The organism is Methylobacterium sp. 391_Methyba4, assembly GCF_029691625.1.
Lineage (GTDB): Bacteria > Pseudomonadota > Alphaproteobacteria > Rhizobiales > Beijerinckiaceae > Methylobacterium > Methylobacterium fujisawaense.
Genome location: NZ_CP121475.1, coordinates 4,013,638 through 4,034,119 on the forward strand (window position 1 = coordinate 4,013,638; position 20,482 = coordinate 4,034,119).

Consider the following 20,482-nt stretch of genomic DNA (forward strand, 5'->3'; position numbering starts at 1 on the left):
GTTCATTGTAAACACAGGCTTGCCCTCGCGCAGGTACAGGCCCCAGCCGGCAAAGCGGCCGCCTTGGGTAATCAGCATCCCGTTGGCCCCGCCCTGCGGCACCTCAATGTCGGCCGAAATTCGATATGAGCGATTGAGGATATTGGGCGCCGAATTCGCCTGAATGCCGAAGACCGGCGCTGTATAGATAAATTGCTTGCGGCCGGCGGCCGGGCCCGGTCGTGGCGTGATCATACCCGTGATCACCGAATTGTTTACAGGAAGCACTTGATAGCGGGTCGCTTCCACAAGCCAGAGCTCCTGCATGACACGCAGTCGCTCAGGCTCGTGTTTCGCAAGGTCGTTCAACTCTGTGGGATCCTGCGCGAGATTGTACAGCTCCCAATTGTAGCCGTTGATCGCATCATCGGGAACCGGGGCGCCCGGATTCCACGGCGTGGCTATGGGTGTCGTGCACGCGACCCATCCGTCGTGGTAGATCGCGCGGTTGCCGAAGATTTCGAAATACTGGGTCTTGCGATGGGACGGCGCATCCGCGTTGGGCTTGTCCCAGGTGTACACAACACTGGTGCCTTCCACCGGCGCTTGTGCAATCCCGTTCACCATGGTGGGAGGTGGAATGCCGATCGCTTCGAGCAGCGTTGGCACGATATCAATCACGTGATGAAACTGCATTCGTATTCCGCCCTTATCGGCGATACGCTTTGGCCAGGAGATTGCCATACCATTGCGTGTGCCGCCGAAGTGCGACGCCACCTGTTTGGTCCAGCGATAAGGCGTATTGAATGCGAACGTCCATGGCACGGCCATGTGATTATAGGTGCGGTCGCTGCCCCAGGCTTCGATCAACGGCAACTGCTGCTCGACCGTGAATGACTGAAGATTGAAATAGGCGACCTCATTCGGCGTGCCGTTCATGGAGCCTTCGGCACTGCTGCCGTTATCGCCGCTGACGTAGATGATCAGCGTATTGTCGAACTGTCCGAGATCTTCGACCGCCTGGATGACGCGGCCGATCTCGTGGTCGGTGTAGGCGAGATAGGCCGCATAGACCTCCACCTGCCGCGTGAAGAGCCTCTTCTCGTCGATCGTCAGGCTATCCCACCGCTTCAGGAAATCCGGCCACGGCGGCAATCGCGCGTTCGCCGGTATCACGCCCAGCGTCTTCTGATTGTCGAAGATCTGACGGGCAAGCGTTTCCCAACCGGCGTCGAACTTGCCCTTGAACGTCTCGATCCAGTCTTTCGGCGGCTGGTGCGGCGCGTGCGTGCCGCCTGGCGCGTAGTGGATGAACCAGGGACGGTTGGGCGTGACCGCCGCAAGTGTCCTGATGTGGCTGATGGCATCGTCGGCCATCGCGGTCCCGAGATTCCAATCCTTCCGTCCGACGTAAGGATGGATCGGTGTTGTGTTGCGGAAGAGGTTGCCCGGCTGCCATTGGCTCGTATCGCCGCCGACGAACCCGAAGAAATAGTCGAAGCCCATGCCGACAGGCCAATTGCCGAACGGGCCGACGGGATTGGCTTCCCACGCAGGGATATTGTGGTTCTTTCCGAACCAGGCGGTGGAATAACCGTTCAGACGCAGCGTCTGCGCCACCGTGGCTTTCTCCGGCGGAATAATCGAGTTGTATCCGGGAAAGCCCGAAGACATTTCCGAGATATTTCCGGTCCCTGCCGAGTGATGGTTGCGGCCCGTGAGCATGGCTGCACGCGTGGGCGAGCAAAGAGCCGTGGTGTGGAAGGCCGTGTATCGAAGACCGGCCGCAGCGATCTTGTCGAGCGCGGGGGTCGGGATGAGGCCGCCGAAGGTCGACGGCGCGCCGAAACCGACGTCGTCGGTCAGGATCAGAAGTACATTGGGCGCGCCCTCCGGGGCAGCAACCGCGGGCGGCCAAGCGGCAACGCTATCCTTTGCCGTCGGCATGATCGTGCCGCTGAATTGCGGCGTTGGCGTCGGCAACACACGGCTGTTCGGGAACTCGACGGCATTCGGCGCCCCTGGGCTTCCACGGAGCTGCGCGTGGACAGCGGTTCCTGTCATAGCCAGAGCGGCCGTTCCGGAGAGCAGGGCACGGCGGGTTGGACGGAACGTTGCGCCTTCGGGGGTCGTCGAAAAATCAATATTCGGCGCTGTCTCAGAGGGCTCGCTTTTCTTGATCATCGCAGTCCTCCCGCTGAGGCCGATTGCGTTCGATGCCCGGATCTGACGACGCAACGAAAGCCAAGATGGCTCGTCGAAGTGTCGACTGCCTCGGCATGTCGCGCCGCCGGACGGTAGCGTTGGCAGTAGTTCGGCGAGCACAAGTGTGAACCGCCCTTGATCACCTTCCGGGGAATGTTGATCTCCGGCTGACCAGGGTCGTAGCTGCCTTCCACGCATCCACCGCGCGGATTCATCGGGATACAGCAAGCCTTGGGCGCATCGCCCTCATGCCTTGGCGCGTACCAGTCGGTCGTCCACTCCCAGACATTGCCGATCATGTCGTGCAGGCCGTAGCCGTTGGGCGGGAACGCGGTCACCGGCGAGGTGCGCTCGTAGCCGTCCAGGGCGAGATTCTCGTGCGGGAAGGCGCCTTGCCAGGTATTGGCCATGTGCCGGCCGCCCGGCGTGAGCTTGTCGCCCCAGGCGAATTCGGCCCCGTCGAGACCGCCGCGCGCGGCGTATTCCCACTCAGCCTCGGTCGGGAGGACCTTGCCCGCCCAGGCTGCGTAGGCATCAGCGTCGGCGTAGGCGACGTGCACCACCGGGTGATCGTCAAGGCCGGCGATCGAGGAGCCCGGCCCGTAAGGCCGCCGCCAATGCACGCCGAATCTAAAGCGCCACCATGCGCTCCAATCGTGCAGTTCGACCGCGCCCCTGGGCGGCTTGAACACGAGCGAGCCGGGCTTCAGCATGTGCGGCAACGCGCCGGGGTAGTCCTTCGGGTCGGGCCGGCGCTCGGCCATCGTCACGTAGCCGGTGGCGCGCACGAAGGTCCGGAAATCGGCATTGGTGACCGGCGTGCGGTCGATCCAGAAGCCGTCTATGCAGACTCGATGGACCGGGGCCTCTTCCGGATAGTGCCGGTCCGAACCCATCCGGAACGTCCCTCCAGGCACAAAGACCATGTCCGGCGAGGGATCTGACGACATGGCGAACCGGTGGAGGATGGGAGCTCTCGGCATCGCGCGCGCCTCAACGCGGACCAACGAGAATGCCTGCTGAAGGCGTGCAGCAACGTATCAAGTCTGCGCACGGCAGCTTGACCGAATGGGACAGGGGATCAGTTTCGGCTCGGAAGCGCACTGTCCCATCCGGCTAGATCTGATGGAAGTTTCCCTGAGCCTGCGCGCCACGGTCCGCACCCGTAGGCCGAGATACCGGTTCTCCGGATACTCTTCGCTTCAGCCCCGATCGAAAGAGCCCCTTTCGACGGCCCGTTCAGGGGCGGCACAGGCCGATATGGGACGTCTGTCTAGCCCGCTGGGGCGCCCAAAAGCCGCCGTTCAGATCTCGGCCCAATCCGGCGGGCTGCCTCGTGTTACGATAGCAGTTTCGGGTGCCGCGCATGATCGGCGGAGAACGGGCGCGCCGTGCGGGTAAGCCGTGCGGCCCTTACGGAAAGGCGCTAAAGGCGCTCCATGTCAGACGCTCTGTTTTCGCCGGCCGTGGCTCGCAACGCCGGACCCATCGTCGAAGTCCTGAAGCGCGTCATGCCGCCCGACGGCCTCGTTCTCGAGATCGCAAGCGGGTCTGGTGAGCACGCCGTTCACTTCGCCAATGCGATGCCCGCGCTCGATTGGCAGCCCAGCGATCCAGACGAAGCGGCGCGCCGCAGCATCGGCGCCCATGCGCGGGCCTCGGGCCTGTCCAACATTCGTTCGCCGCTCGCGATCGATGCGGCCCGTCCGCCATGGCCGGTGGCGCGGGCCGATGCGCTCGTCGCGATCAACATGATCCATATCGCGCCCTGGGACGCCACCACCGGGTTGATGGCGGGCGCGGGCGCAACGCTTCCGGCGGGGGGCGTTCTCTATCTTTACGGTCCGTTCCGAGAGAATGGTTCCCACACCGCGCCGAGCAACACAGCGTTCGATGACAGCTTGCGAGCGAGGAACGCGTCCTGGGGTGTGCGTGACATCGAGGCCGTCGCGGCTGCCGCCGGGACGCAGGGGCTACACCTTTTCGAGCGCGTCGCGATGCCGGCCAACAATCTGAGCCTGATCTTCCGTAAGACAGGCCAATCCCCTGCGCCTGTCCGGGAGGCATCGCTATGACCTCATCGACCTCGACCAGCGCGGTCGTGATCGGCGCTTCCGGCGGCATCGGCCAAGCCCTGGTCTCCCGACTCGCCGCAAGTGAGGCCTATGCGCCGATCTTCGCGCTCTCCCGCTCGCAGCCGTCAGTCCCGCGCGGCGTCCGCACCCACCCGATCGACCTGGGCGACGAGGCGTCAATCGCGACGGCCGCGGCCAAGGTCGGTGAGGCCGGATCAGCCGGTCTGATCATCGTCGCGACCGGCATCCTCCATCAGGAGGGCGTCTTGCCCGAGAAGGCGCTCAAGACGCTCGATCCCGCCGCCATGGCCGCCGTCCTTTCAATCAACACGATCGGCCCTGCGCTCGTCGCCAAGCATTTCGTGCCGTTGCTGGCGCGGGAGGGACGGTGCGTGTTCGCGGCGTTGTCGGCGCGGGTCGGATCCATCGAAGATAATCGGCTCGGGGGCTGGTACGCCTATCGCGCCTCGAAGGCGGCTTTGAACCAGATCCTACGGACCCTCTCGATCGAGGTGGCCCGCAGCCGACCGGACGCAATCATCGTCGGCCTGCATCCGGGCACAGTCGCCTCCAACCTGTCGCGGCCCTTCCGGCCCGACCCGAGTGCCGAGGGTGTCTTTCAGCCCGATGAGAGTGCGGCTCATCTCCTGCGCGTGCTCGGCGACCTCGAAGTAAAGGATACCGGAGGCGTCTTCGCCTGGGACGGCACGCGTATCCCAGCCTAGGCGCGGCACCCGCTGACGCGCGTCATACGGTTTATGCCTGGGGGATCGGCAGAGGCCAACGTCTGGTCTTCGCGTGGCCAGCATATTCGCATCCAGAATGAGCCCAGTTCGGTTTTGTGAGGCGAAGTCCTTCGTACCCTGAAGCGGCCGGGGTCCCTCGGTTATCGTCGGCACTGTCTCGTCGGGGGACATCGACGCTGGCTCGCGCCGTCGGTCGGACCTGCAAGCCTTGCCTGTGTGCGGCCTGTCCCGCTCAGGGCGTCGGAAACCAGTTTCCGTGGAAACCTGGCGGGATCCGATGCCCGAGCCGGACAATCGCCAAGGGGGGCGCCTCGAACGAACGAGCATCGAGGATCGCAAAGTCCGTCGTTTCATGCGCCGTGTCGATCACGAAGCCCATCAGCCAGCCTTCGTCCTCACCAGCATCTTCGCTTGCAGGCACGAACACGAACTCGCCCGGGACGTGATGCTCGCCGAACGCGTGCACGCGGCGCTCACCCGTCTCAAGATCATGCTTGTAGAGCGTCGTCGCGCCGGCAAGCTGCGGATTGCCGTCCGCGGGTACGGACACCGTGTAGGCATACCGATATCTCTGCCCGAAGTGGCGCTCGTCGATGCGGGGAAACTCCTGCGCGGCCTGGTCGATCACGCGACGCTCGACGCGTTGCGTCGTGGGGTCCACGGTCCAGCGCTCAAGCCGACCCAGCGTGTCGAGTTCGCCGCCCTCCGAGGCGAACATCGTCGGATAGGCGATCACGTCGAGGATCACGCGCCCATCCTCACCGTCGAAGGCGTTGACGGCATGGAAGACGAAGCACGGCTCGACGTCGCACCACACGATGTCGGTGGCGCGCCCGTGCCGTGGAAGCAGCCCGACCCGGGCGCGGTGAGCGCTGTTCCAACGAAACGGGAAGCGGTGGCCGGCGAGCACGGCCCGCATCGAGAAGGTGACGGGAAGGTCGAGCACGATCACGAAGCGTGCCGTGATCGCGCAGTCGTGGACGCAGGGACCGTGCTGGACCGCGATCGGTACGTCGCGGACCACCTTGCCGGCCGCCGAGACGATGACGTGGCGTATGGCGTCCCAGACACGCCCGTCATAGGCGATCGCGTGGGTCTCGCCGGTGATCGGATCGCGGTGCGGATGACCGGTGAAGGATCCAGCGAGCGTGCCCTCGAACGGATTGTAGCGTTGCGTCTCCAGGGTGTCGGAGAGTTCGACAGGGAAGCTGCCTGCTTCGACGACCGCGAAGGCGCGGCCCCCGATATCGACGACGTTGGTGTTGACGGTGTCGTTTGCGCCCCGACGCGGGCCGGGTGCGGCGGGCCGACCGAGGGCGGCGGCGGCCGTGCGCGAGCCGATCCACCGATTGCGGTACCACAAGGCTTTGCCATCCTTGATGGCGAGACCGTGCACCATGCCGTCGCCGAGAAACCAGTTGTGACCGCCCGACGCGGGCCGCACGGGGTTCGCGCCCATCTTGAGGTACCGACCGTCGAGCTGGGTCGGTATCGAGCCGATCACGGCGAGGTCCTGCAGCGTCAGCTCCTCCCGCATCGGCTCGTGGATGCCGATCACGAAGGGGTTCGGGGTCTTTGGCAGCCGCGCCCGGTTGTAGGCAGCCACCAGTTCGACGCCGCCTTCGAGGGCAGCGCGGACGGCGGATCGAATGGGATTTGGCATCGGGAGCAATCCCTTGGGTGCGTCATGGGCAGAGATGCCTTCATATCGAGGGCGACCCGGCTCCGACGATGCGGAGCGGGCAAGTCTGCGACCTCCGGCCTACCGGACCAGGACGACGGCTTTCCGCTCGTGAGACGGATGGTCGATCTGGGCGACGATGTACCCTGCCACGTCGGCTCGAGAGATCAGGCCGTTTCGCCAGGACGCGGGCTCGGTCAGGACCTTGTAACGGCCTGTCGCGGCGCCGGGCGTCAGGACGCCGGGCCTGACGAGCGTCCAATCGAGGCTGCTCCTGCGGATGCGCATCTCCTGCGCGTCCTTGTCGTCGTAGGCGCGTCCGAACACCAAACGGAATGGCAGTTGCTGGAGAAGTCCGATCGCATCCCGGCTGTCGCCCGCACCGAAACCGGTGACGGCGATCAGCCGTTTCACCCCGGCGGTCTCCATTGCGGGCACGAGAAGGTTGGTCGCTTCCGAGAACAAGCGGACGGGCCTGATGAGATCCCTGGTCGGTACGCCCAGCGCCTGCACCACGACATCCACGCCATCGAGGGCGGCGGCGACATCGGCCGCATTCACCGCGTCGCCCGTGAACCGTTCCAAGCTCGGATCCGGAAGACCGATGCCGGCTGCGGACCGCGCGAAGGCGCGCACACGATGCCCGGCCGCCAGAGCCGCCTTTGTGGTCTCCAGGCCGATGCCCTTGCTGGCGCCTATGACGAGAACATGTGCCATGCTTGGTTCCTCACCACCGTGGTGTTCGACAAGACCGCATGGCGGGAAGTCGCGCTATGTGGCCCCTTGACCGGGGCCTGTCGGGTCTGAGTGGCCCGAAGGGGGAATCGCGCTTGTTCACGGGCCTTTGGCAACGATCGTGGGCGGCCGAACCAGACCGAGAGTATGACGCCATGAGCGGGAGCAAGCTCTGGAACCGCGTTGCCACAATGGGGTGGGCGTCGACGCGACCGAGACGCTCATCAGTCTCCGTGCAAGGGATCTCGGCGGCTTCGAGATTCGACGCGCCGTGCCGGCGCCGGATCGCCGGACGGTTCGGGCATGCCGTGTCTTCCACCAAGCCGGCCCCGCCGCACGTCTGACGGGCCAGGGTATCGATGTCTGGCCGCATCCGCAGATCGGTCTCGCCACCGTGACCGGCCTCTGCCGCGGCGACGTCCATCGCCGGACCCGCCCCGGGGCCGATCGAGTCATACGTCCGGGCGCAGTGGACTGGATGGTAGCGGGCCGCGGAGTCGCCCATTCGGAGCACATTACGGCGACGGCGCGCGGCGGGCCGAACAGCCTGTTCAGGATCCAGACTGGGTTCGCTCTGCCGGTGAGCCACGAGGACGCGACGTCGACCTTCGCGGATCACGGTGACGGGTCGCGATCTCCGATCGGGATGCACGCGCAGAACCGACTTTTCATCCCGCGCTGTCGACAACAAAAAATGAATTATTTCGCTTGCCATATGATCCTGGCACACAGAATAATGCATGCTGCCAAGTCAATCTCGGAACCCGCGAGATGGTTCCGGCACGGGCAAGCAACCCGCCGACGTGCACGCCAATACTACAGCACGTCGCCGAATGTCAGCGCAGGGACGAGGGAGGAAGCTCATGGCCATGCCAGATGCCGTGCCGGGTACGGCAACACCCAACACCAATCGATGGCTACAAATTGTGCTTGGCGTGATCTGCATGGTTGCAGCGGCCAACATCCAGTATGCCTGGACGCTGTTCGTCCCCGAGATCCAGAAGACCTTCAACTGGGACCGCGCCGCGATCCAGGTCGCCTTCACGATCTTCGTCGTCGTCCAGACCTGGCTGACCCCGATCGAGGGGTACTTCATCGACAAGTACGGTCCCAGCCGCGTCGTCATGTTCGGCGGTCTGATGACGGGCCTGGCCTGGGTCATCAACTCCTACGCCACGAGCTTGAGCGGCTTCTATCTCGGCTCCGTGGCCGGCGGTATCGGCGTCGGCTGCGTCTACGCCACCTGCGTCAACAACGCGCTCAAGTGGTTCCCCGACAAGCGCGGCCTGGCGGTCGGCCTCACGGCGGGCGGCTACGGCGCCGGCTCCGCACTCACCATCCTGCCGATCGCCAAGATGATCGACGGCGGCAATTACGCCCAGGCCTTCTTCATCTTCGGTCTGATCCAGGGCGCGATCATCATGGCCGCCGCCATCGCCATGCGCGCGCCACTCAAGAACCAGGTGCCATTCTCCACCAAGGTCCTTCAGTCGCGGCGCGACTACACGCTGGCCGAGGCGCTGCGCACCCCCGTCTTCTATGTGATGCTGCTGATGTTCACCTGCACGGTGACGGGCGGCCTGATGGCGGTGGCCCAGCTCGGCGTGATCGCGCAGGATCTCGGGGTGAAGAACTTCCAGGTCAACCTGTACTTCTTTGCCATGGCGGCGCTGCCCTTTGCGCTGATGCTCGACCGGATCATGAACGGCATCTCGCGCCCGCTCTTCGGCTTCATCTCGGACCGGATCGGACGGGAGAAGACCATGTTCATCGCGTTCGCGATGGAGGGTATCGGCATCGTGGCACTGGGCTATTTCGGTTCCAATCCTTGGGCCTTCGTCATCCTGTCCGGGGTGGTGTTCCTGGCCTGGGGCGAGGTCTACTCGCTGTTCAGCGCCACCGCTGCCGACACGTTCGGCTCCAAGCACATCGGCAAAATCTACGGCGTGCTCTACTGCGCCAAAGGCTTCGCGGCGCTGTTCGTGCCGGTGGGCAACCTGATCATGCAGGCGACCGGCACCTGGGCCACGGTCCTGTACACGGTGGCGAGCATGGACCTGATCGCCGCCTTGCTGGCGATCGCGGTGCTGCGGCCGATGCTCAAGCAGCACCACAAGGCAAACAACGACGCGGCGGCTCCAAAGCTGGCGCTGGCTCACGCCTGAACGTCGGGCTCGGCCACGCCGAGGCCCGGCGAAAGCCTCAAGGCCCCGGCTCCGGAATTCCGGAGCCGGGGTCGTGCTGACCGGCCAAGTTGCGGCACCCGCATGCCTATCACATCTCCGGGACGCATGCGCGTCGCAGACAGCCCGGAACACTCGGGCCTCCAGCCACCATCGCGTCAGGCACCGCTTTCCAGGCCCCCGTTTTCAAGCGGCCTCCCAGGTGCGCTCCGGCGCGTTCCTCGGATTTGATGCCAAGATCGATTTTTCGGCGCTCTCGGAGCTCGACTGTGCTGCAGCCACCTGAGACCTCTTTGGGTCTAATCTCGATCGGACAGACTGTGAGCCTGCGTGAGCAGGCCTACGACCGCATCAAGCGATCGATCCTCGCGATGGATCTCTACGACGGATCGGCACAGATCCGGCTGAACGAACACCAGATTGCGCAAGATCTCGGCATCAGCCGAACGCCAGTCCGAGAAGCCCTGACGCTTCTGGAACGGGAGGGCTTCGTAAGCACGGTGCCACGCCGCGGACTCTTCGTGACGCGCAAGACCAAGCGCGAAGTCATCGAGATGATCAGGGTCTGGGCCGCGCTGGAGGGCTCGGCAGCTCATGCCGCCGCCACGCACGCCACGGACGCCGATCTCCGCGACCTGAGCAAAGTCTTCCAGGATTTCGATCCCTCGGCATTGCCTGTTCATTTGACCGCTTATGAGGAAGCCAACCTCGATTTTCACCAGATGATCATCCGTCTCGGCGGCTGTGGATTGATGGTCGAGATGACGACCAACCTGTTCATCCACATGCGGGCGGTTCGATCGGCCTTCCTCCATCGGTCGGGGCGGTATGAAGTCTCGATGCGCGAGCATGCCGCCATCATCACCGCGCTGCAGGAACGCGACGCCGATCAGGCTGCGGTCCTCGTTCGCGATCATGCACTTGGTTTGATCGCCCACGTCGAAGCACATTGGGCGTGGCCAGAAGAATAAGGGACATCTCTGACGGAGGATCGACCCATGCTACCGTCCGTTCAGACCACCGACCTGCTCGGCCTCGGCTTCCTGATCATCGGCCTCGTCGGAGCGGGCGTTGCCAGCGCAAGCCGGTCGCCGCGTTTTGCAGAAGAGCCGCGTGAGGAACTCGCGGGCGGAGCGGTGCTTGTGGCGATCCTCGGGCTCGCCTTCGTGCTTGCCGAATGACAGACACAGCGCAAGCAGGATCGGCCTCTTCGCGTGCGGCAGCGAACCAGCCCAGTGCCTCCGACGGTCGATCGGTCTGCTCCCGATACGTCTGAAGGGCCTTCCGGCGTCTGCGGAGTGAGATGTCCGTCACACCGCTTACGGGACAGACATGCCCTGAAGCGGACGGCGTCTCCGCGCCTGAGTTCAAGCCAACGCTGCTTCGTCGGGGATAGACGTGAAAGACCAGGATTGAGGCGGCTTCCGTGCACGGGCAGCCTCCCGTCCGTTGACGCCCCGGGCTTTCGCTGAGGCGGTCACGCAGGTGGGCGGAGCAATCCCGGAGCCTCACCTGCCGGCCGAATCGAATTCCGGGACATCCTCAAGCGAGGCCGCGTGACGCGGCCCGTCATGACTCAGGCCAGTGTCGGGACCGGGCCGGTGAAACCCGCGGCCGGCTTGTCGCCGTCGAAGTGATTGGCGAGCGCGACAACGACTGCGAAGTTGGCGATGGCGGCAACGGGGAGGAGAGCGAGAGCGGCGAGCAGGGTCATCGGCGGCGTCCTGTTGTGCGGTGCGCAAGAAGCGATATCGCACTGCACGCCTTGCCTGGTATGCCACATACCTCAAGCCCGATATGCAGAGATTGCATGAGCAGATCGGGATGAGGGGCGTCTGCCGAGTGCCGTCATGCGAAGCGTCAAGTCGGGGTGACGCAAAGGCGGCCTGTCGAGGCGACAACAGGAGCTCTATTCGACTTGCGATAATCCGATCATCTGCTTTCATTCCCGCCTCACTTGGCGGTCAGTCGCATCACTGTGAAAGTATAACACGCGGAATTTTCGTACCAATCTACCCCAAGTCGACGTTGCGGAACGGCCGACGGACAGCCGTTTTCGGGATCTGTTCGCGGCAGTCTGCGCGGCCGGCATGGATTGATACGAGGTTGCCCGCCTTTTCGACCGATCTTCTCCGAAGCGGCCGTTACACGTTCGGCCAGCCTACGCCATGCTGGATCAGGGTCAGTTCGGTCGCTGACGCTGCAGACGGTCCGACCTCACGTTATGCCCCTACAGAAAGCGATGATGGGGTGAGCCTCACCGCAGCGACAGGGTGCGGGGGAGGTCGGACAGGGGCTCGACCCCGTTGGCGGTGACGATCACGGTCTCCGAGGCGCCGACCGTCCAGGCTCCGTAAGAGCGCAGGGTCGCCGGCAGGTGGAAAACCATGCCGGGCTCGATGGGCCGGTCCTGTCCGGTGAAGAGCGAGAGCAGGCCGCCCTCCCCCCAGTCCGGGGCGAAGGCGACACCCATGGAGTAGCCGATCCGCTTGCGGAAGGCCGGACCGTAGCCCGCCGCATCGATGATGGCCTGTGCCGCCGCGTGCGGGGCAGCGCAGGGATGGCCGGGGCGGATCGCCGCGAGCGCCGCGTCGAGGGCGCGCAGGGCGCAATCCATCATCCGCAACGCCTCGGCCGGCGGCGGACCGATCCAGACGCTGCGCATCAGCGCTGCGTGGTACCGGGCGTGACTGCCGGCGAGTTCGAGGAAGACGGCGTCGCCCGGCTCCAGCCGGCGGCGGCGCCACGTCATGTGCGGCAGCCCGCTGCGCGGGCCCGAGGCGACCAGGGGCTCCATCGCCACGGCTTCGGACCCGGCTGCGATCGCGGCCCCCAGCATGGCGGCGACGACGGCATTCTCGTCGGTGCCCGCCGCGCAGGCGTCGAGTCCTGCGGCGAGCCCGGCCTGCGCGTATCGAGCGGCGGCCCGGATCGCCTCCAGCTCGGCCGCCGACTTCACGGCCCGCAAGGGGGCGAGGAGGCCGGAGCCGTCGGGCAGCGGCCCGCTTCCGAGCGCGGCGTCGATCCGCCCCGCGAGCAAGGGCGAGACGAACCAGCCGTCCCGCTCCAGGGCCGGCCTGGTGAGCCCGCGCCCGCGCACGAGGGCCGCCAGGGCCTCGGCCGGGTCGGCGCCGTCCGGATAGGCCTGGATGTCGTCGAGCCAAGTGTTGGCGGCCGCGCCCGGTAGTTCGAGCTGCCGGACCAGGAGGGCCGGGTTCCCCTCCATCGGTACGAGGAGGGCCTGGAAGGCGAAGTAGCCCGCCGTCTGGCGGCCGGTCAGCCAGTAGATCGTCTCCGGGCCGGTCACCACGAGGGCGTCGTGGCCGGCCGCCGCGATGGCGGCCCGGGCCGCCGCCTGCCGGGCGGCGAACTCCGCCTCCGGAAAGGCCGCCTCGCGGCCGCGCAGGCCTGTGAATTCGTGCATCGCGCCGCCCTCGCCCCAAACTCCGCTCAGGCTCCACTCAGACTTCGCTCAGGCGACGGATGATGCCCTGCTTGAAATTCTCGAGATGGGCCGCGATGGCGTCCGCCGCCGCCGCCGCGTCCTTCGCCCGAAGGGCGGCGACCACCGCGAGGTGCTCGCGATGGACCGCCTCGAACCGCTCGGGCATCCGGCTCAGGTTGAACATCTGCGTCTTGAGCCGCAGATCCTTGATCGTCTTGGCGAGGATCGCGTTGTGGCTGTGATCCGCGATCAGGTCGTGGAAGCGCCGGTCGACCTCCCAGTTGCCCGGCGCGTCCGGGTCGCCCGCCGCCAGCAGCGCCTCCATCTGCCGCTGCAGATCCGCCAGCACCGCGTCGGCGATCCGGCCGGTGGCCAGCATGACGCTCTCCCGCTCCAGCAGACGGCGGACATGCAGGATCTCCACCAGTTCGCGCAGGGAGAATTCCTTGACCACGAGCATCCCCCCGGGCTGCCGTTCGATCAGCCCCTCGGTCTCCAGCCGTGACATCGCCTCGCGGGTCGGGGTCCGGGAGATGTCGAGCATCTCGGCGAGGCGGCGCTCGTGCAGCACGGTGCCGGCCGGAAGGTCGCGGCGGACGAGCATGTCGAGCAGCCGGTCGTAGGCCATCTGGCCGAGGCTCTGCTCGCGCCGGGCATTGAGCGCCGTCGTGTACGACGCGGCGTCGAGGGTTTTCATCGCGTCCTCCCGGAGCAGCCGGCCAGGCTGCTCCCCGTTTTCTTCTTCTCCGGCGCCGGCCTCGCGCCCGCCTACATGGCGGGCGTGCGGATCGGCGCTTTCGGGGCCGGGTCATAGCCGATCAACGGCGTGATGAGTTTGGCGTAGGTACCGTCGGCGACCATCTCGGCCAGGGCCTTGTTGACCGCGGCGTGCAGGTTCGGCTTGCCCTTCTTGATGGCGAAGCCCTTCTGGACCGTGCTGAGCGGGGTCTCGATCATCACCAGGGGGAGCTTGCGTGCCTTGATGGCGTAGTTGCCGGCCACCGCATCGTTGATCACCGCGTCGATGTTGCCGCCGACGAGGTCCTGCATGGCGTCCGCGGCGGTCTTGTAGCTCTTCAGGGTGGCGCCGTGCTCCTCGGCGAGCTTGCCGAAGGTCGAGGCCGAGAGCGCGCCGACATTGCGGCCCTTGAGATCCTCCGGCCCCTTGATGCCGGTATCCTTGCGGGTGACGATCCGCGCGCCGGATTCGAGCCAGCCGTCCGCGAAGGCGACCTGCTTCTGCCGGGTGGGGGTGATGTCCATCGATTCGCTGGTGATGTCGTACTGATCGGCCATCAGGCCCACCAGCAGGGCGTCGAACTTGATGTTGACCGGACTGTACGCGAGCCCGATCCGCCGGCAGACCTCGCGCATCACCCGGACTTCCAGCCCGTCGAGCTCGCCGCTCGGCGTGCGCATGCTGAACGGCGCGAAGGTGCTGTCCGTCGCCACGATCAGCTTTCCGGGCTCGATCAGCTCCAGCTTGCCCTCGGCCGCGCGGGTCGCGGGGGCGGCGAGCAGGCCGGCGCCGAGGCTGGCACAGAGGGAGACGAGGGCTAGGACGTGGCGACGGTTCATGGTGATCTCCGGTCTCGAGACGGGGCGGGAAGTGTCGGCCGCGGCCCGTCCCGCGGCGGGGGAGGCTCAGGAGAGGCGGGCGTAGCGCCGCTCGAAATAGGCCGAGAGCTGCGACAGGATCGACGTGAGGCCGAGGTAGATCAGCGCCGCCGCGATGTAGAAGTCGAACGGCCGGAAGGTCGTGGCAATCATGAGCTGCGCGTAGAGCGTCAGCTCCACGACCGTGATCGTCGACAGGAGCGAGGTGTTCTTGACCGCCGAGATCGCCTCGTTGGTCAGCGACGGCAGGATCATGCGGAACACCTGCGGCAGGACGATCCGCACCATCATGATCCGCGGGTTCATGCCCAGGGCGAGCGCCGACTCGACCTGACCCCGGGGGATAGCCGCGAGCCCGGCCCGGATCGTCTCGGCCACGTAGGCGCCGCTGCTGACCCCCAGCGCGATGATGCCGGCCGTGATCGGCGAAAGCTTCACCCCTATCTGCGGCATGCCGAAATACACGATGAAGACCTGGATCAGGGTCGGCGTGCCGCGAATGAACCAGACGTAGAAGCTCGCGAGCGCTCGGAAGGGCGCGAAGGACGAGCGCTTGCCCAGCGCACCGAGCAGGCCGCAGACCCAGCTCACCAGGATGCTCGCCACCGTGACGCCGAGCACTACCAGGGTCGCCGAGAGGAAGCCGGGGCCGTAGGTGACGACCTCGTCCGAGAGGGTGAGCCACCATTCCTGCAACGTCGCGACGCTCATCGCTGTCCGATCTCCCCGGTGATGGGCCGGCGGCTCACGCTGTCTGTCCGAGCGCGGCGGGCTGGTGCAGCACGCGCCGGAGGAACTGGCGCAGCCGCTCGCTCCGGGGCGCGCCGATGATGTCGTCGGGCGGACCGTCCTCGGCGATCACGCCGCCGTCGAAGAACAGGGTGCGGGTGCCGACATCCCGGGCGAAGGCCATCTCGTGGGTGACGAGCAGCATCGTCATTCCGTCCGCCGCGAGGGAGCTGATCAGCGCCAGCACCTCGCCCACCAGCTCCGGATCGAGGGCCGAGGTGACCTCGTCGAACAGCATCACCTTGGGCGCCATCGCCAGGGCGCGCACGATCGCCACGCGCTGCTGCTGCCCGCCGGAGAGCTTCGACGGGTAGGCGTGCCGCTTCTCGTAGAGGCCGATGCGCTGGAGCAGCGCCTCCGCCTCCGCGACGGCCTGACGGCGCGGCATCCGCCGCACCCGGATCGGCGCCTCGATGACGTTCTCCAGCACGGTCATGTGCGGCCAGAGATTGTAGCTCTGAAAGACCATGCCGATCCGAGTGCGCAATTCGCAGAGCTGCTGCGGCGTCGGCTGGCGGCGGGCGCCCTGCTCGTAGTCGAAGGCGAAGCGCTCGAAATCCATGAAGCCGGATGTCGGCGTCTCCATGAGATTCAGGCAGCGCAGGAACGTGCTCTTGCCCGAGCCGCTCGCGCCGATGATCGACACGACCTCACCCTCGTGGATGTCGAGGGAGATGCCCTTCAGGACCTCGTTGGCGCCGTAACTCTTGTGCAGCTTCCTGATCTTCAGGAGCGGGGGCGCGGTCGTCTCGATCTGAGCCATCGTCAAACCTGATGTTATGCGATCATGCGCCGAATGATTAATTATATCTGCGCGTTATTCGCGCTATGATACTACATTTTTGCTCATCAAATCTCTCAATGTGGGGATTTTATTTCGATTTTGGCGCGGTTTTACGTTGCCAAATCCGATACCATGCCTTAGCAGAGCCGGTATACCGCCGGCATTCAAGCGGTATTTTTGAGCATGGCTGCCTCCAACATGGTCATCAAGCCCATGGATCCCGGTATTCCCTGCGCGAGCGCGCCGGGCGCGTGCCTCATTGTTCAGCCGATCGACCGGATCGGTCCGGCGCCGCGGCGGGCTCCGGCCGCGGAATCCCGGGGCGGCAACGGCCGCGCTCCCGCGATCCGCGCCGAACCCGACGTCGGGGAACGGCGGCTGGACGACGTGCGCACCGGTCAGCCGGCATGACCGGCCTCGCGATCGACCCGGATTTCTGCGCGGCGCTCTTCGCCGAGCTCCTCGGCTTCAGCCAGGACGCACCCGGCGTGACGCGTGCAGCCTACGGCGCTGGCGAGGAGCGCGCACACGCCCTGATGCGGGCCACCGGGCTGGCGCTGGGGCTCACCGCCGAGACCGACGCGGCCGGCAACCTGTTCCTGACGATGGCGGGACGCGACCCGACCCTGGCGCCCTGGATGGTCGGCTCGCACGTCGACACGGTGCCCCACGGGGGCAATTTCGACGGGGCGGCGGGCGTGATCGGCGGCCTCGCGACCGTGGAGGCCCTGCGCCGGGCGGGCCTCGTGCCGGCGCGTCCCGTGACGGTGGCGGTGTTCAGGGCCGAGGAGAGCGTCTGGTTCCCGGCCTCCTATGTCGGCAGCCGGGCTGCCTTCGGCCTGCTGCCGCCGGAGGTTCTCGATCTGTCCCGCGCCGATACCGGCCGGAGCCTGCGGGACCACATGGCCGACCTCGGCCTGCGTCCGGAGGCGGTGGCGCGGGGCGAGCGGCTCCTCGATCCGGCGCGGATCCACGGCTTCGTGGAGATGCATATCGAGCAGGGACCGGCGCTGGAGGCAGCCGGGAGCCCGGTGGGGTTCGTCACGGCGATCAGCGGCAGCTTCCGCTATCGCAAGGCCGCCTGTTTCGGCCGCTACGGCCATTCCGGCGCCGTGGCGCGGAGCGCGCGCAGCGACGCCGTCTTCGCCCTCGCCGACCTGATCACCGGCCTGGATGCCCTCTGGGGAACACTGGAGGCGGAGGGCTGCCCGGTCACGATCACGCTGGGCGAGGTCGCCACCGACCCGGTCCAGCACGCCTTCGCCAAGATCCCCGGCGAGGTCCGCTTCTGCCTCGACGTGCGCAGCACCGAGCCCGTCGTGCTGGACCGGGTCGAGGCGGCGCTCGCCGAGCGCGTCGCCGCCATCGAGGCCGCCCGCGGCGTGCGCTTCGTCCTCGGCGAGCGCACCGGCAGCACCCCGGCGCGGATGAGCGCGGCACTCGTCGAGGCCCTGTCGGGCCACGCGCGCCGGCTCGGGATGCCCTTTCGCACGATGGCCAGCGGGGCCGGGCACGACACCGCGACGCTGGCCGGCCAGGGCGTGCCGAGCACGATGATCTTCATCCGCAACCAGAACGGCAGCCACAACCCCGACGAGGCGATGCGGATCGAGGATCTCTGCGCGGCCGCGACCCTGGTGGCCCACCTCGTCGCGGAAGCCTGAACCCTGCGCGCAAGAAAGGATGCACCGATGATCGTCGATCTGAACTGCGACATGGGCGAGGGCTTCGGCGTCTACCGCTTGGGCGACGACGCCGAGATGCTGACCGTGGCGACCTCGGCCAACATCGCCTGCGGCTTCCACGCCGGCGACCCTCTGGTGATGCACGAGACCCTGAGCCGCGCGGCCGCGAACGGCGTGCAGGCCGGCGCCCATCCGAGCTTCCTCGACCTCTGGGGCTTCGGCCGGCGGCCGATCCAGGGCGAGCGCCCGGCCGACATCGAGAAGGCGGTCCTTTACCAAGTCGGCGCCCTCCTGGCCCTGGCGCAGGATGCCGGCTGCCCGGTGCGCCACGTGAAGACCCACGGGGCGATGGGCAACATGGCCAACGAGGATGCCGACCTCGCCCTGGCGGTAGCCCGGGCGATCCGCACCCTCGACCGCGACCTGATCTTCGTGGTCATGCCCGGCCTGGAGACCGAGAAGGCCGGCGAAAAGCTCGGGCTGCCGATCGCGCGGGAGATCTACGCCGACCGGGCATACGCGGATGACGGCACCCTGGTCTCGCGCAAAGTCCCAGGCGCGGTGCTGCACGACCCCGATTCCGTGTCGGAGCGCGTGGCGCGGATGCTAGAGGACGGGGCGATCACCTGCCTGTCCGGGCGGCGCATCCCGACGCGGATCGACACGGTCTGCGTCCACGGCGACACGCCCGGCGCCGTCGCCATGGCGCACCGCCTGCGCGACGACTGCGCCGCCAAGGGGATCGCCCTGCGGCCGATGGCCGAGGTGCTCGGTGTCTGAGCCCGGCTACCGCCTCCTCGATAGCGGCGACCGGGCGCTCACGGTGGAGCTCGGCCGCGCGGTCGACCCCGCGATCAACGCGCAGGTCATCGCCCTCGACGCGGCGCTCCGCGGTGCCGGGCGCCCGGGGCTCCTGGAGACCGTGCCGACCTACCGCTCGCTCCTCGTCCTCTACGATCCGGACCTGCTACCCCGGGCCGATCTCGCGGCGCTGATCGCCGCGCACTGGCCGCCCCCGGACGGGGCGACGGGATCGCTGCGCCGCTGGCGGGTGCCGGTCCATTACGGCGGCGCGCACGGCGCCGACCTCGCCGACCTCGCCGCCGGGGCCGGGCTCACCCCGGAGGCGATGATCGCCCTCCATGCCGGCCGCGACTACCGCGTCTACATGATCGGGTTCGCCCCCGGCTTCGCCTATCTGGGCGGCCTCGATCCCCGGCTCCACGCGAGCCGGCGCACCGATCCGCGGCCCAGGACCCCGGCGGGCAGCGTCTCGATCGGCGGCAACCAGACCGGCGTCTCGCCGCCCCTGGAGCTGCCGAGCGGCTGGCAGCTCATCGGCCGCACGCCCGCGCGCTCCTACGATCCGGCCCGGGCCGAACCGTTCCTGTTCGCGGCCGGCGACCTGATCCGGTTCGAGCCGATCGACCGCGCCGCGTTCGACGCCCTCAGCGAGGCCGCCCGCGCCGGCGAGACCGTCGCGACCCTGGAGCGGATCGATGCCTGAGGGACTGCACGTCATCGCCCCCGGTGTTTCCGCGACCCTGCAGGATGGTGGGCGGCCGGGCTACCTGCGCTACGGCATCTCGGGGTCCGGGGCGATGGATCCAGACCTTCTGGCGCTCGCCAACGGCCTCGTCGGCAACCCGCTCGACGCCGCGGTAATAGAAATGACGATGGTCGGTCCGACCCTCGTCTGCGAGACGGAGGTCTGCCGCGTCGCCCTCGCCGGGGCACCCTTCGCGATGAGCCTGAACGGCCGCGCCCTCGATCCGTTCACCGCTCACGACCTGCGGCGGGGGGATCGACTCATCCTCGGCGCCCCGCGGGAGGGCCTGCGCGCCTGCCTGGCGGTCGCCGGGGGCTTCGCCGTCGCGCCGATGCTCGGCAGCGTCGCGACGCACACCCGCACCCGTCTCGGCGGCCTCGACGGCAACCCCCTGGCCGCGGGCGACCTGCTGCCCCTCGCGGCGCCCGCGCCCCGCGACCGCCCGCTGACCCTGCCGCCGGCCCACCGGCCGACCTTCGGCGGTCCGATCCGTGTGGTGCTCGGGCCGCAGGCCGACGGCTTCACCGATGAGGGCCTGCGGACCTTCCTGTCCGAACCCTACACCCTCACGGCGCGGGCGGACCGGATGGGCTGCCACCTCGATGGGCCGCCGATCGCCCACGCGGACGGCTTCAACATCGTCTCGGACGGGATCGTGAACGGCTCCATCCAGGTACCCGGCCACGGGCGGCCGCTGATCCTGCTCGCCGACCGGCACACCACCGGCGGCTACCCGAAGATCGCCACGGTGATCTCGGCGGATCTCGGTCGCCTCGCGCAGGTGCGGCCGGGCGAGACGATCCGGTTCGCGGCCGTTGCCGTCGCGGAGGCCCAGGCCATCGCCCGCGCGGCGCGGCGCAGCCTGGACGCGCGGCTGGCGGCGCTGGTGCCGGCCGGCGGCGGCGCTCTCGACAGCGCGTTCCTGCTGTCCTGCAACCTCGTCGGCGGCGTCGTCTCGGCGCGCGCCCCGGATCCGGCGCCCTGACAGCGCCACCCCCTCCCCTGCGAA

General features: G+C 67.3%; 18 protein-coding genes and 2 pseudogenes. 10 read left to right on the forward strand and 10 right to left on the reverse strand.

Going from position 1 to position 20,482, the window contains the following annotated elements; genetic code table 11:
• Nucleotides 1-678 precede the first annotated feature (678 nt).
• Together P9K36_RS18900 and P9K36_RS18905 are read right to left on the reverse strand one after the other, a co-directional pair.
• Nucleotides 679-2,163 (reverse strand): annotated as a pseudogene (locus P9K36_RS18900) (sulfatase-like hydrolase/transferase); the annotation flags it as partial.
• On the reverse strand, nt 2,160-3,134 hold the full coding sequence (locus tag P9K36_RS18905) for a formylglycine-generating enzyme family protein (RefSeq protein WP_278305736.1): 975 nt from the start codon (nt 3,132-3,134) through the stop codon (nt 2,160-2,162). The pseudogene P9K36_RS18900 and the gene P9K36_RS18905, both read right to left, overlap by 4 nt.
• A 489-nt stretch (nt 3,135-3,623) precedes the next feature.
• Between P9K36_RS18905 and P9K36_RS18910 the strand changes: the two genes are divergently transcribed.
• Together P9K36_RS18910 and P9K36_RS18915 are read left to right on the forward strand one after the other, a co-directional pair.
• Nucleotides 3,624-4,259: a DUF938 domain-containing protein gene (locus P9K36_RS18910; RefSeq protein ID WP_278305737.1), complete on the forward strand. Its 636-nt coding sequence runs from the start codon at nt 3,624-3,626 to the stop codon at nt 4,257-4,259.
• Nucleotides 4,256-4,984, forward strand: a complete 729-nt coding sequence (locus tag P9K36_RS18915; protein ID WP_278305738.1) for an SDR family NAD(P)-dependent oxidoreductase — start codon at nt 4,256-4,258, stop codon at nt 4,982-4,984. Before P9K36_RS18910 ends, P9K36_RS18915 begins: the two co-directional genes overlap by 4 nt.
• Nucleotides 4,985-5,237: 253 nt before the next feature.
• On the opposite strand, the gene P9K36_RS18920 is transcribed toward P9K36_RS18915, so the two are convergent.
• Nucleotides 5,238-6,668: a carotenoid oxygenase family protein gene (locus tag P9K36_RS18920; RefSeq protein WP_278305739.1), complete on the reverse strand. Its 1,431-nt coding sequence runs from the start codon at nt 6,666-6,668 to the stop codon at nt 5,238-5,240.
• Nucleotides 6,669-6,767: 99 nt separating this feature from the next.
• A complete protein-coding gene (locus P9K36_RS18925; protein ID WP_278305740.1) occupies nt 6,768-7,403 on the reverse strand; it encodes an NAD(P)H-binding protein in 636 nt (211 codons plus the stop codon).
• 214 nt (nt 7,404-7,617) lie between these two features.
• Between P9K36_RS18925 and P9K36_RS18930 the strand changes: the two are divergent.
• The 4 genes and pseudogenes from P9K36_RS18930 to P9K36_RS18945 all read left to right on the forward strand — a co-directional run.
• A pseudogene (locus P9K36_RS18930) lies at nt 7,618-8,016 on the forward strand (pirin family protein); the annotation flags it as partial.
• Nucleotides 8,017-8,365: 349 nt separating this feature from the next.
• Nucleotides 8,366-9,586 (forward strand): oxalate/formate MFS antiporter, encoded by a 1,221-nt coding sequence (gene oxlT / locus P9K36_RS18935; RefSeq protein ID WP_043347292.1) that lies wholly within the window; start codon nt 8,366-8,368, stop codon nt 9,584-9,586.
• Between the two features lie 287 nt (nt 9,587-9,873).
• A complete protein-coding gene (locus P9K36_RS18940) occupies nt 9,874-10,575 on the forward strand; it encodes a GntR family transcriptional regulator (RefSeq protein ID WP_051044669.1) in 702 nt (233 codons plus the stop codon).
• A gap of 27 nt (nt 10,576-10,602) precedes the next feature.
• Nucleotides 10,603-10,785, forward strand: coding sequence for a hypothetical protein (locus tag P9K36_RS18945; RefSeq protein ID WP_043347259.1), 183 nt, complete (start codon nt 10,603-10,605; stop codon nt 10,783-10,785).
• 395 nt (nt 10,786-11,180) lie between these two features.
• On the opposite strand, the gene P9K36_RS18950 is transcribed toward P9K36_RS18945, so the two are convergent.
• The 6 genes from P9K36_RS18950 to P9K36_RS18975 all read right to left on the reverse strand — a co-directional run bounded on the left by P9K36_RS18950 (nt 11,181) and on the right by P9K36_RS18975 (nt 16,218).
• Nucleotides 11,181-11,318, reverse strand: a complete 138-nt coding sequence (locus P9K36_RS18950) for a hypothetical protein (protein ID WP_170867468.1) — start codon at nt 11,316-11,318, stop codon at nt 11,181-11,183.
• A 543-nt stretch (nt 11,319-11,861) separates the two neighbouring features.
• Complete coding sequence (locus tag P9K36_RS18955) at nt 11,862-13,028, reverse strand: Xaa-Pro peptidase family protein (protein WP_278305741.1); 1,167 nt, start codon at nt 13,026-13,028, stop codon at nt 11,862-11,864.
• Between the two features lie 37 nt (nt 13,029-13,065).
• A complete protein-coding gene (locus P9K36_RS18960) occupies nt 13,066-13,746 on the reverse strand; it encodes a GntR family transcriptional regulator (protein ID WP_075380619.1) in 681 nt (226 codons plus the stop codon).
• A 71-nt stretch (nt 13,747-13,817) separates the two neighbouring features.
• Complete coding sequence (locus P9K36_RS18965) at nt 13,818-14,627, reverse strand: transporter substrate-binding domain-containing protein (RefSeq protein ID WP_043758608.1); 810 nt, start codon at nt 14,625-14,627, stop codon at nt 13,818-13,820.
• A 66-nt stretch (nt 14,628-14,693) separates the two neighbouring features.
• Nucleotides 14,694-15,377 carry an amino acid ABC transporter permease gene (locus P9K36_RS18970; protein WP_043758610.1) on the reverse strand — a complete coding sequence of 228 codons (684 nt, stop codon included), beginning with the start codon at nt 15,375-15,377 and terminating at the stop codon, nt 14,694-14,696.
• Nucleotides 15,378-15,411: 34 nt separating this feature from the next.
• Nucleotides 15,412-16,218: an amino acid ABC transporter ATP-binding protein gene (locus tag P9K36_RS18975; RefSeq protein ID WP_043357597.1), complete on the reverse strand. Its 807-nt coding sequence runs from the start codon at nt 16,216-16,218 to the stop codon at nt 15,412-15,414.
• 428 nt (nt 16,219-16,646) lie between these two features.
• Here P9K36_RS18975 and P9K36_RS18980 point away from each other — a divergent pair, with 428 nt between their 5' ends.
• Genes P9K36_RS18980 through P9K36_RS18995 form a run of 4 tightly spaced genes read left to right on the forward strand, consistent with a single transcriptional unit; the run spans nt 16,647 to nt 20,458 of the window.
• Nucleotides 16,647-17,903, forward strand: a complete 1,257-nt coding sequence (locus tag P9K36_RS18980) for a Zn-dependent hydrolase (protein WP_278305742.1) — start codon at nt 16,647-16,649, stop codon at nt 17,901-17,903.
• 27 nt (nt 17,904-17,930) lie between these two features.
• Complete coding sequence (locus P9K36_RS18985; RefSeq protein WP_278305743.1) at nt 17,931-18,704, forward strand: 5-oxoprolinase subunit PxpA; 774 nt, start codon at nt 17,931-17,933, stop codon at nt 18,702-18,704.
• Entirely contained in the window at nt 18,697-19,431 is a 735-nt protein-coding gene (pxpB, locus tag P9K36_RS18990) for a 5-oxoprolinase subunit PxpB (RefSeq protein ID WP_278305744.1), read from the forward strand. The genes P9K36_RS18985 and pxpB overlap by 8 nt, the downstream gene beginning before the upstream one ends.
• Entirely contained in the window at nt 19,424-20,458 is a 1,035-nt protein-coding gene (locus tag P9K36_RS18995; RefSeq protein WP_278305745.1) for a biotin-dependent carboxyltransferase family protein, read from the forward strand. The genes pxpB and P9K36_RS18995 overlap by 8 nt, the downstream gene beginning before the upstream one ends.
• The last annotated feature ends 24 nt before the right edge of the window (nt 20,459-20,482 follow it).

What these genes read in the sequence shown, in the direction of transcription:
- P9K36_RS18905 (WP_278305736.1), bottom strand. Translation starts at nt 3,134, where the DNA reads ATGTCGTCAGATCCCTCGCCGGACATGGTCTTTGTGCCTGGAGGGACG.
- P9K36_RS18910 (WP_278305737.1), top strand. Translation starts at nt 3,624, where the DNA reads ATGTCAGACGCTCTGTTTTCGCCGGCCGTGGCTCGCAACGCCGGACCC.
- P9K36_RS18915 (WP_278305738.1), top strand. Translation starts at nt 4,256, where the DNA reads ATGACCTCATCGACCTCGACCAGCGCGGTCGTGATCGGCGCTTCCGGC.
- P9K36_RS18920 (WP_278305739.1), bottom strand. Translation starts at nt 6,668, where the DNA reads ATGCCAAATCCCATTCGATCCGCCGTCCGCGCTGCCCTCGAAGGCGGC.
- P9K36_RS18925 (WP_278305740.1), bottom strand. Translation starts at nt 7,403, where the DNA reads ATGGCACATGTTCTCGTCATAGGCGCCAGCAAGGGCATCGGCCTGGAG.
- oxlT (WP_043347292.1), top strand. Translation starts at nt 8,366, where the DNA reads ATGGTTGCAGCGGCCAACATCCAGTATGCCTGGACGCTGTTCGTCCCC.
- P9K36_RS18945 (WP_043347259.1), top strand. Translation starts at nt 10,603, where the DNA reads ATGCTACCGTCCGTTCAGACCACCGACCTGCTCGGCCTCGGCTTCCTG.
- P9K36_RS18950 (WP_170867468.1), bottom strand. Translation starts at nt 11,318, where the DNA reads ATGACCCTGCTCGCCGCTCTCGCTCTCCTCCCCGTTGCCGCCATCGCC.
- P9K36_RS18955 (WP_278305741.1), bottom strand. Translation starts at nt 13,028, where the DNA reads ATGCACGAATTCACAGGCCTGCGCGGCCGCGAGGCGGCCTTTCCGGAG.
- P9K36_RS18960 (WP_075380619.1), bottom strand. Translation starts at nt 13,746, where the DNA reads ATGAAAACCCTCGACGCCGCGTCGTACACGACGGCGCTCAATGCCCGG.
- P9K36_RS18965 (WP_043758608.1), bottom strand. Translation starts at nt 14,627, where the DNA reads ATGAACCGTCGCCACGTCCTAGCCCTCGTCTCCCTCTGTGCCAGCCTC.
- P9K36_RS18970 (WP_043758610.1), bottom strand. Translation starts at nt 15,377, where the DNA reads ATGAGCGTCGCGACGTTGCAGGAATGGTGGCTCACCCTCTCGGACGAG.
- P9K36_RS18975 (WP_043357597.1), bottom strand. Translation starts at nt 16,218, where the DNA reads ATGGCTCAGATCGAGACGACCGCGCCCCCGCTCCTGAAGATCAGGAAG.
- P9K36_RS18980 (WP_278305742.1), top strand. Translation starts at nt 16,647, where the DNA reads ATGACCGGCCTCGCGATCGACCCGGATTTCTGCGCGGCGCTCTTCGCC.
- P9K36_RS18985 (WP_278305743.1), top strand. Translation starts at nt 17,931, where the DNA reads ATGATCGTCGATCTGAACTGCGACATGGGCGAGGGCTTCGGCGTCTAC.
- P9K36_RS18995 (WP_278305745.1), top strand. Translation starts at nt 19,424, where the DNA reads ATGCCTGAGGGACTGCACGTCATCGCCCCCGGTGTTTCCGCGACCCTG.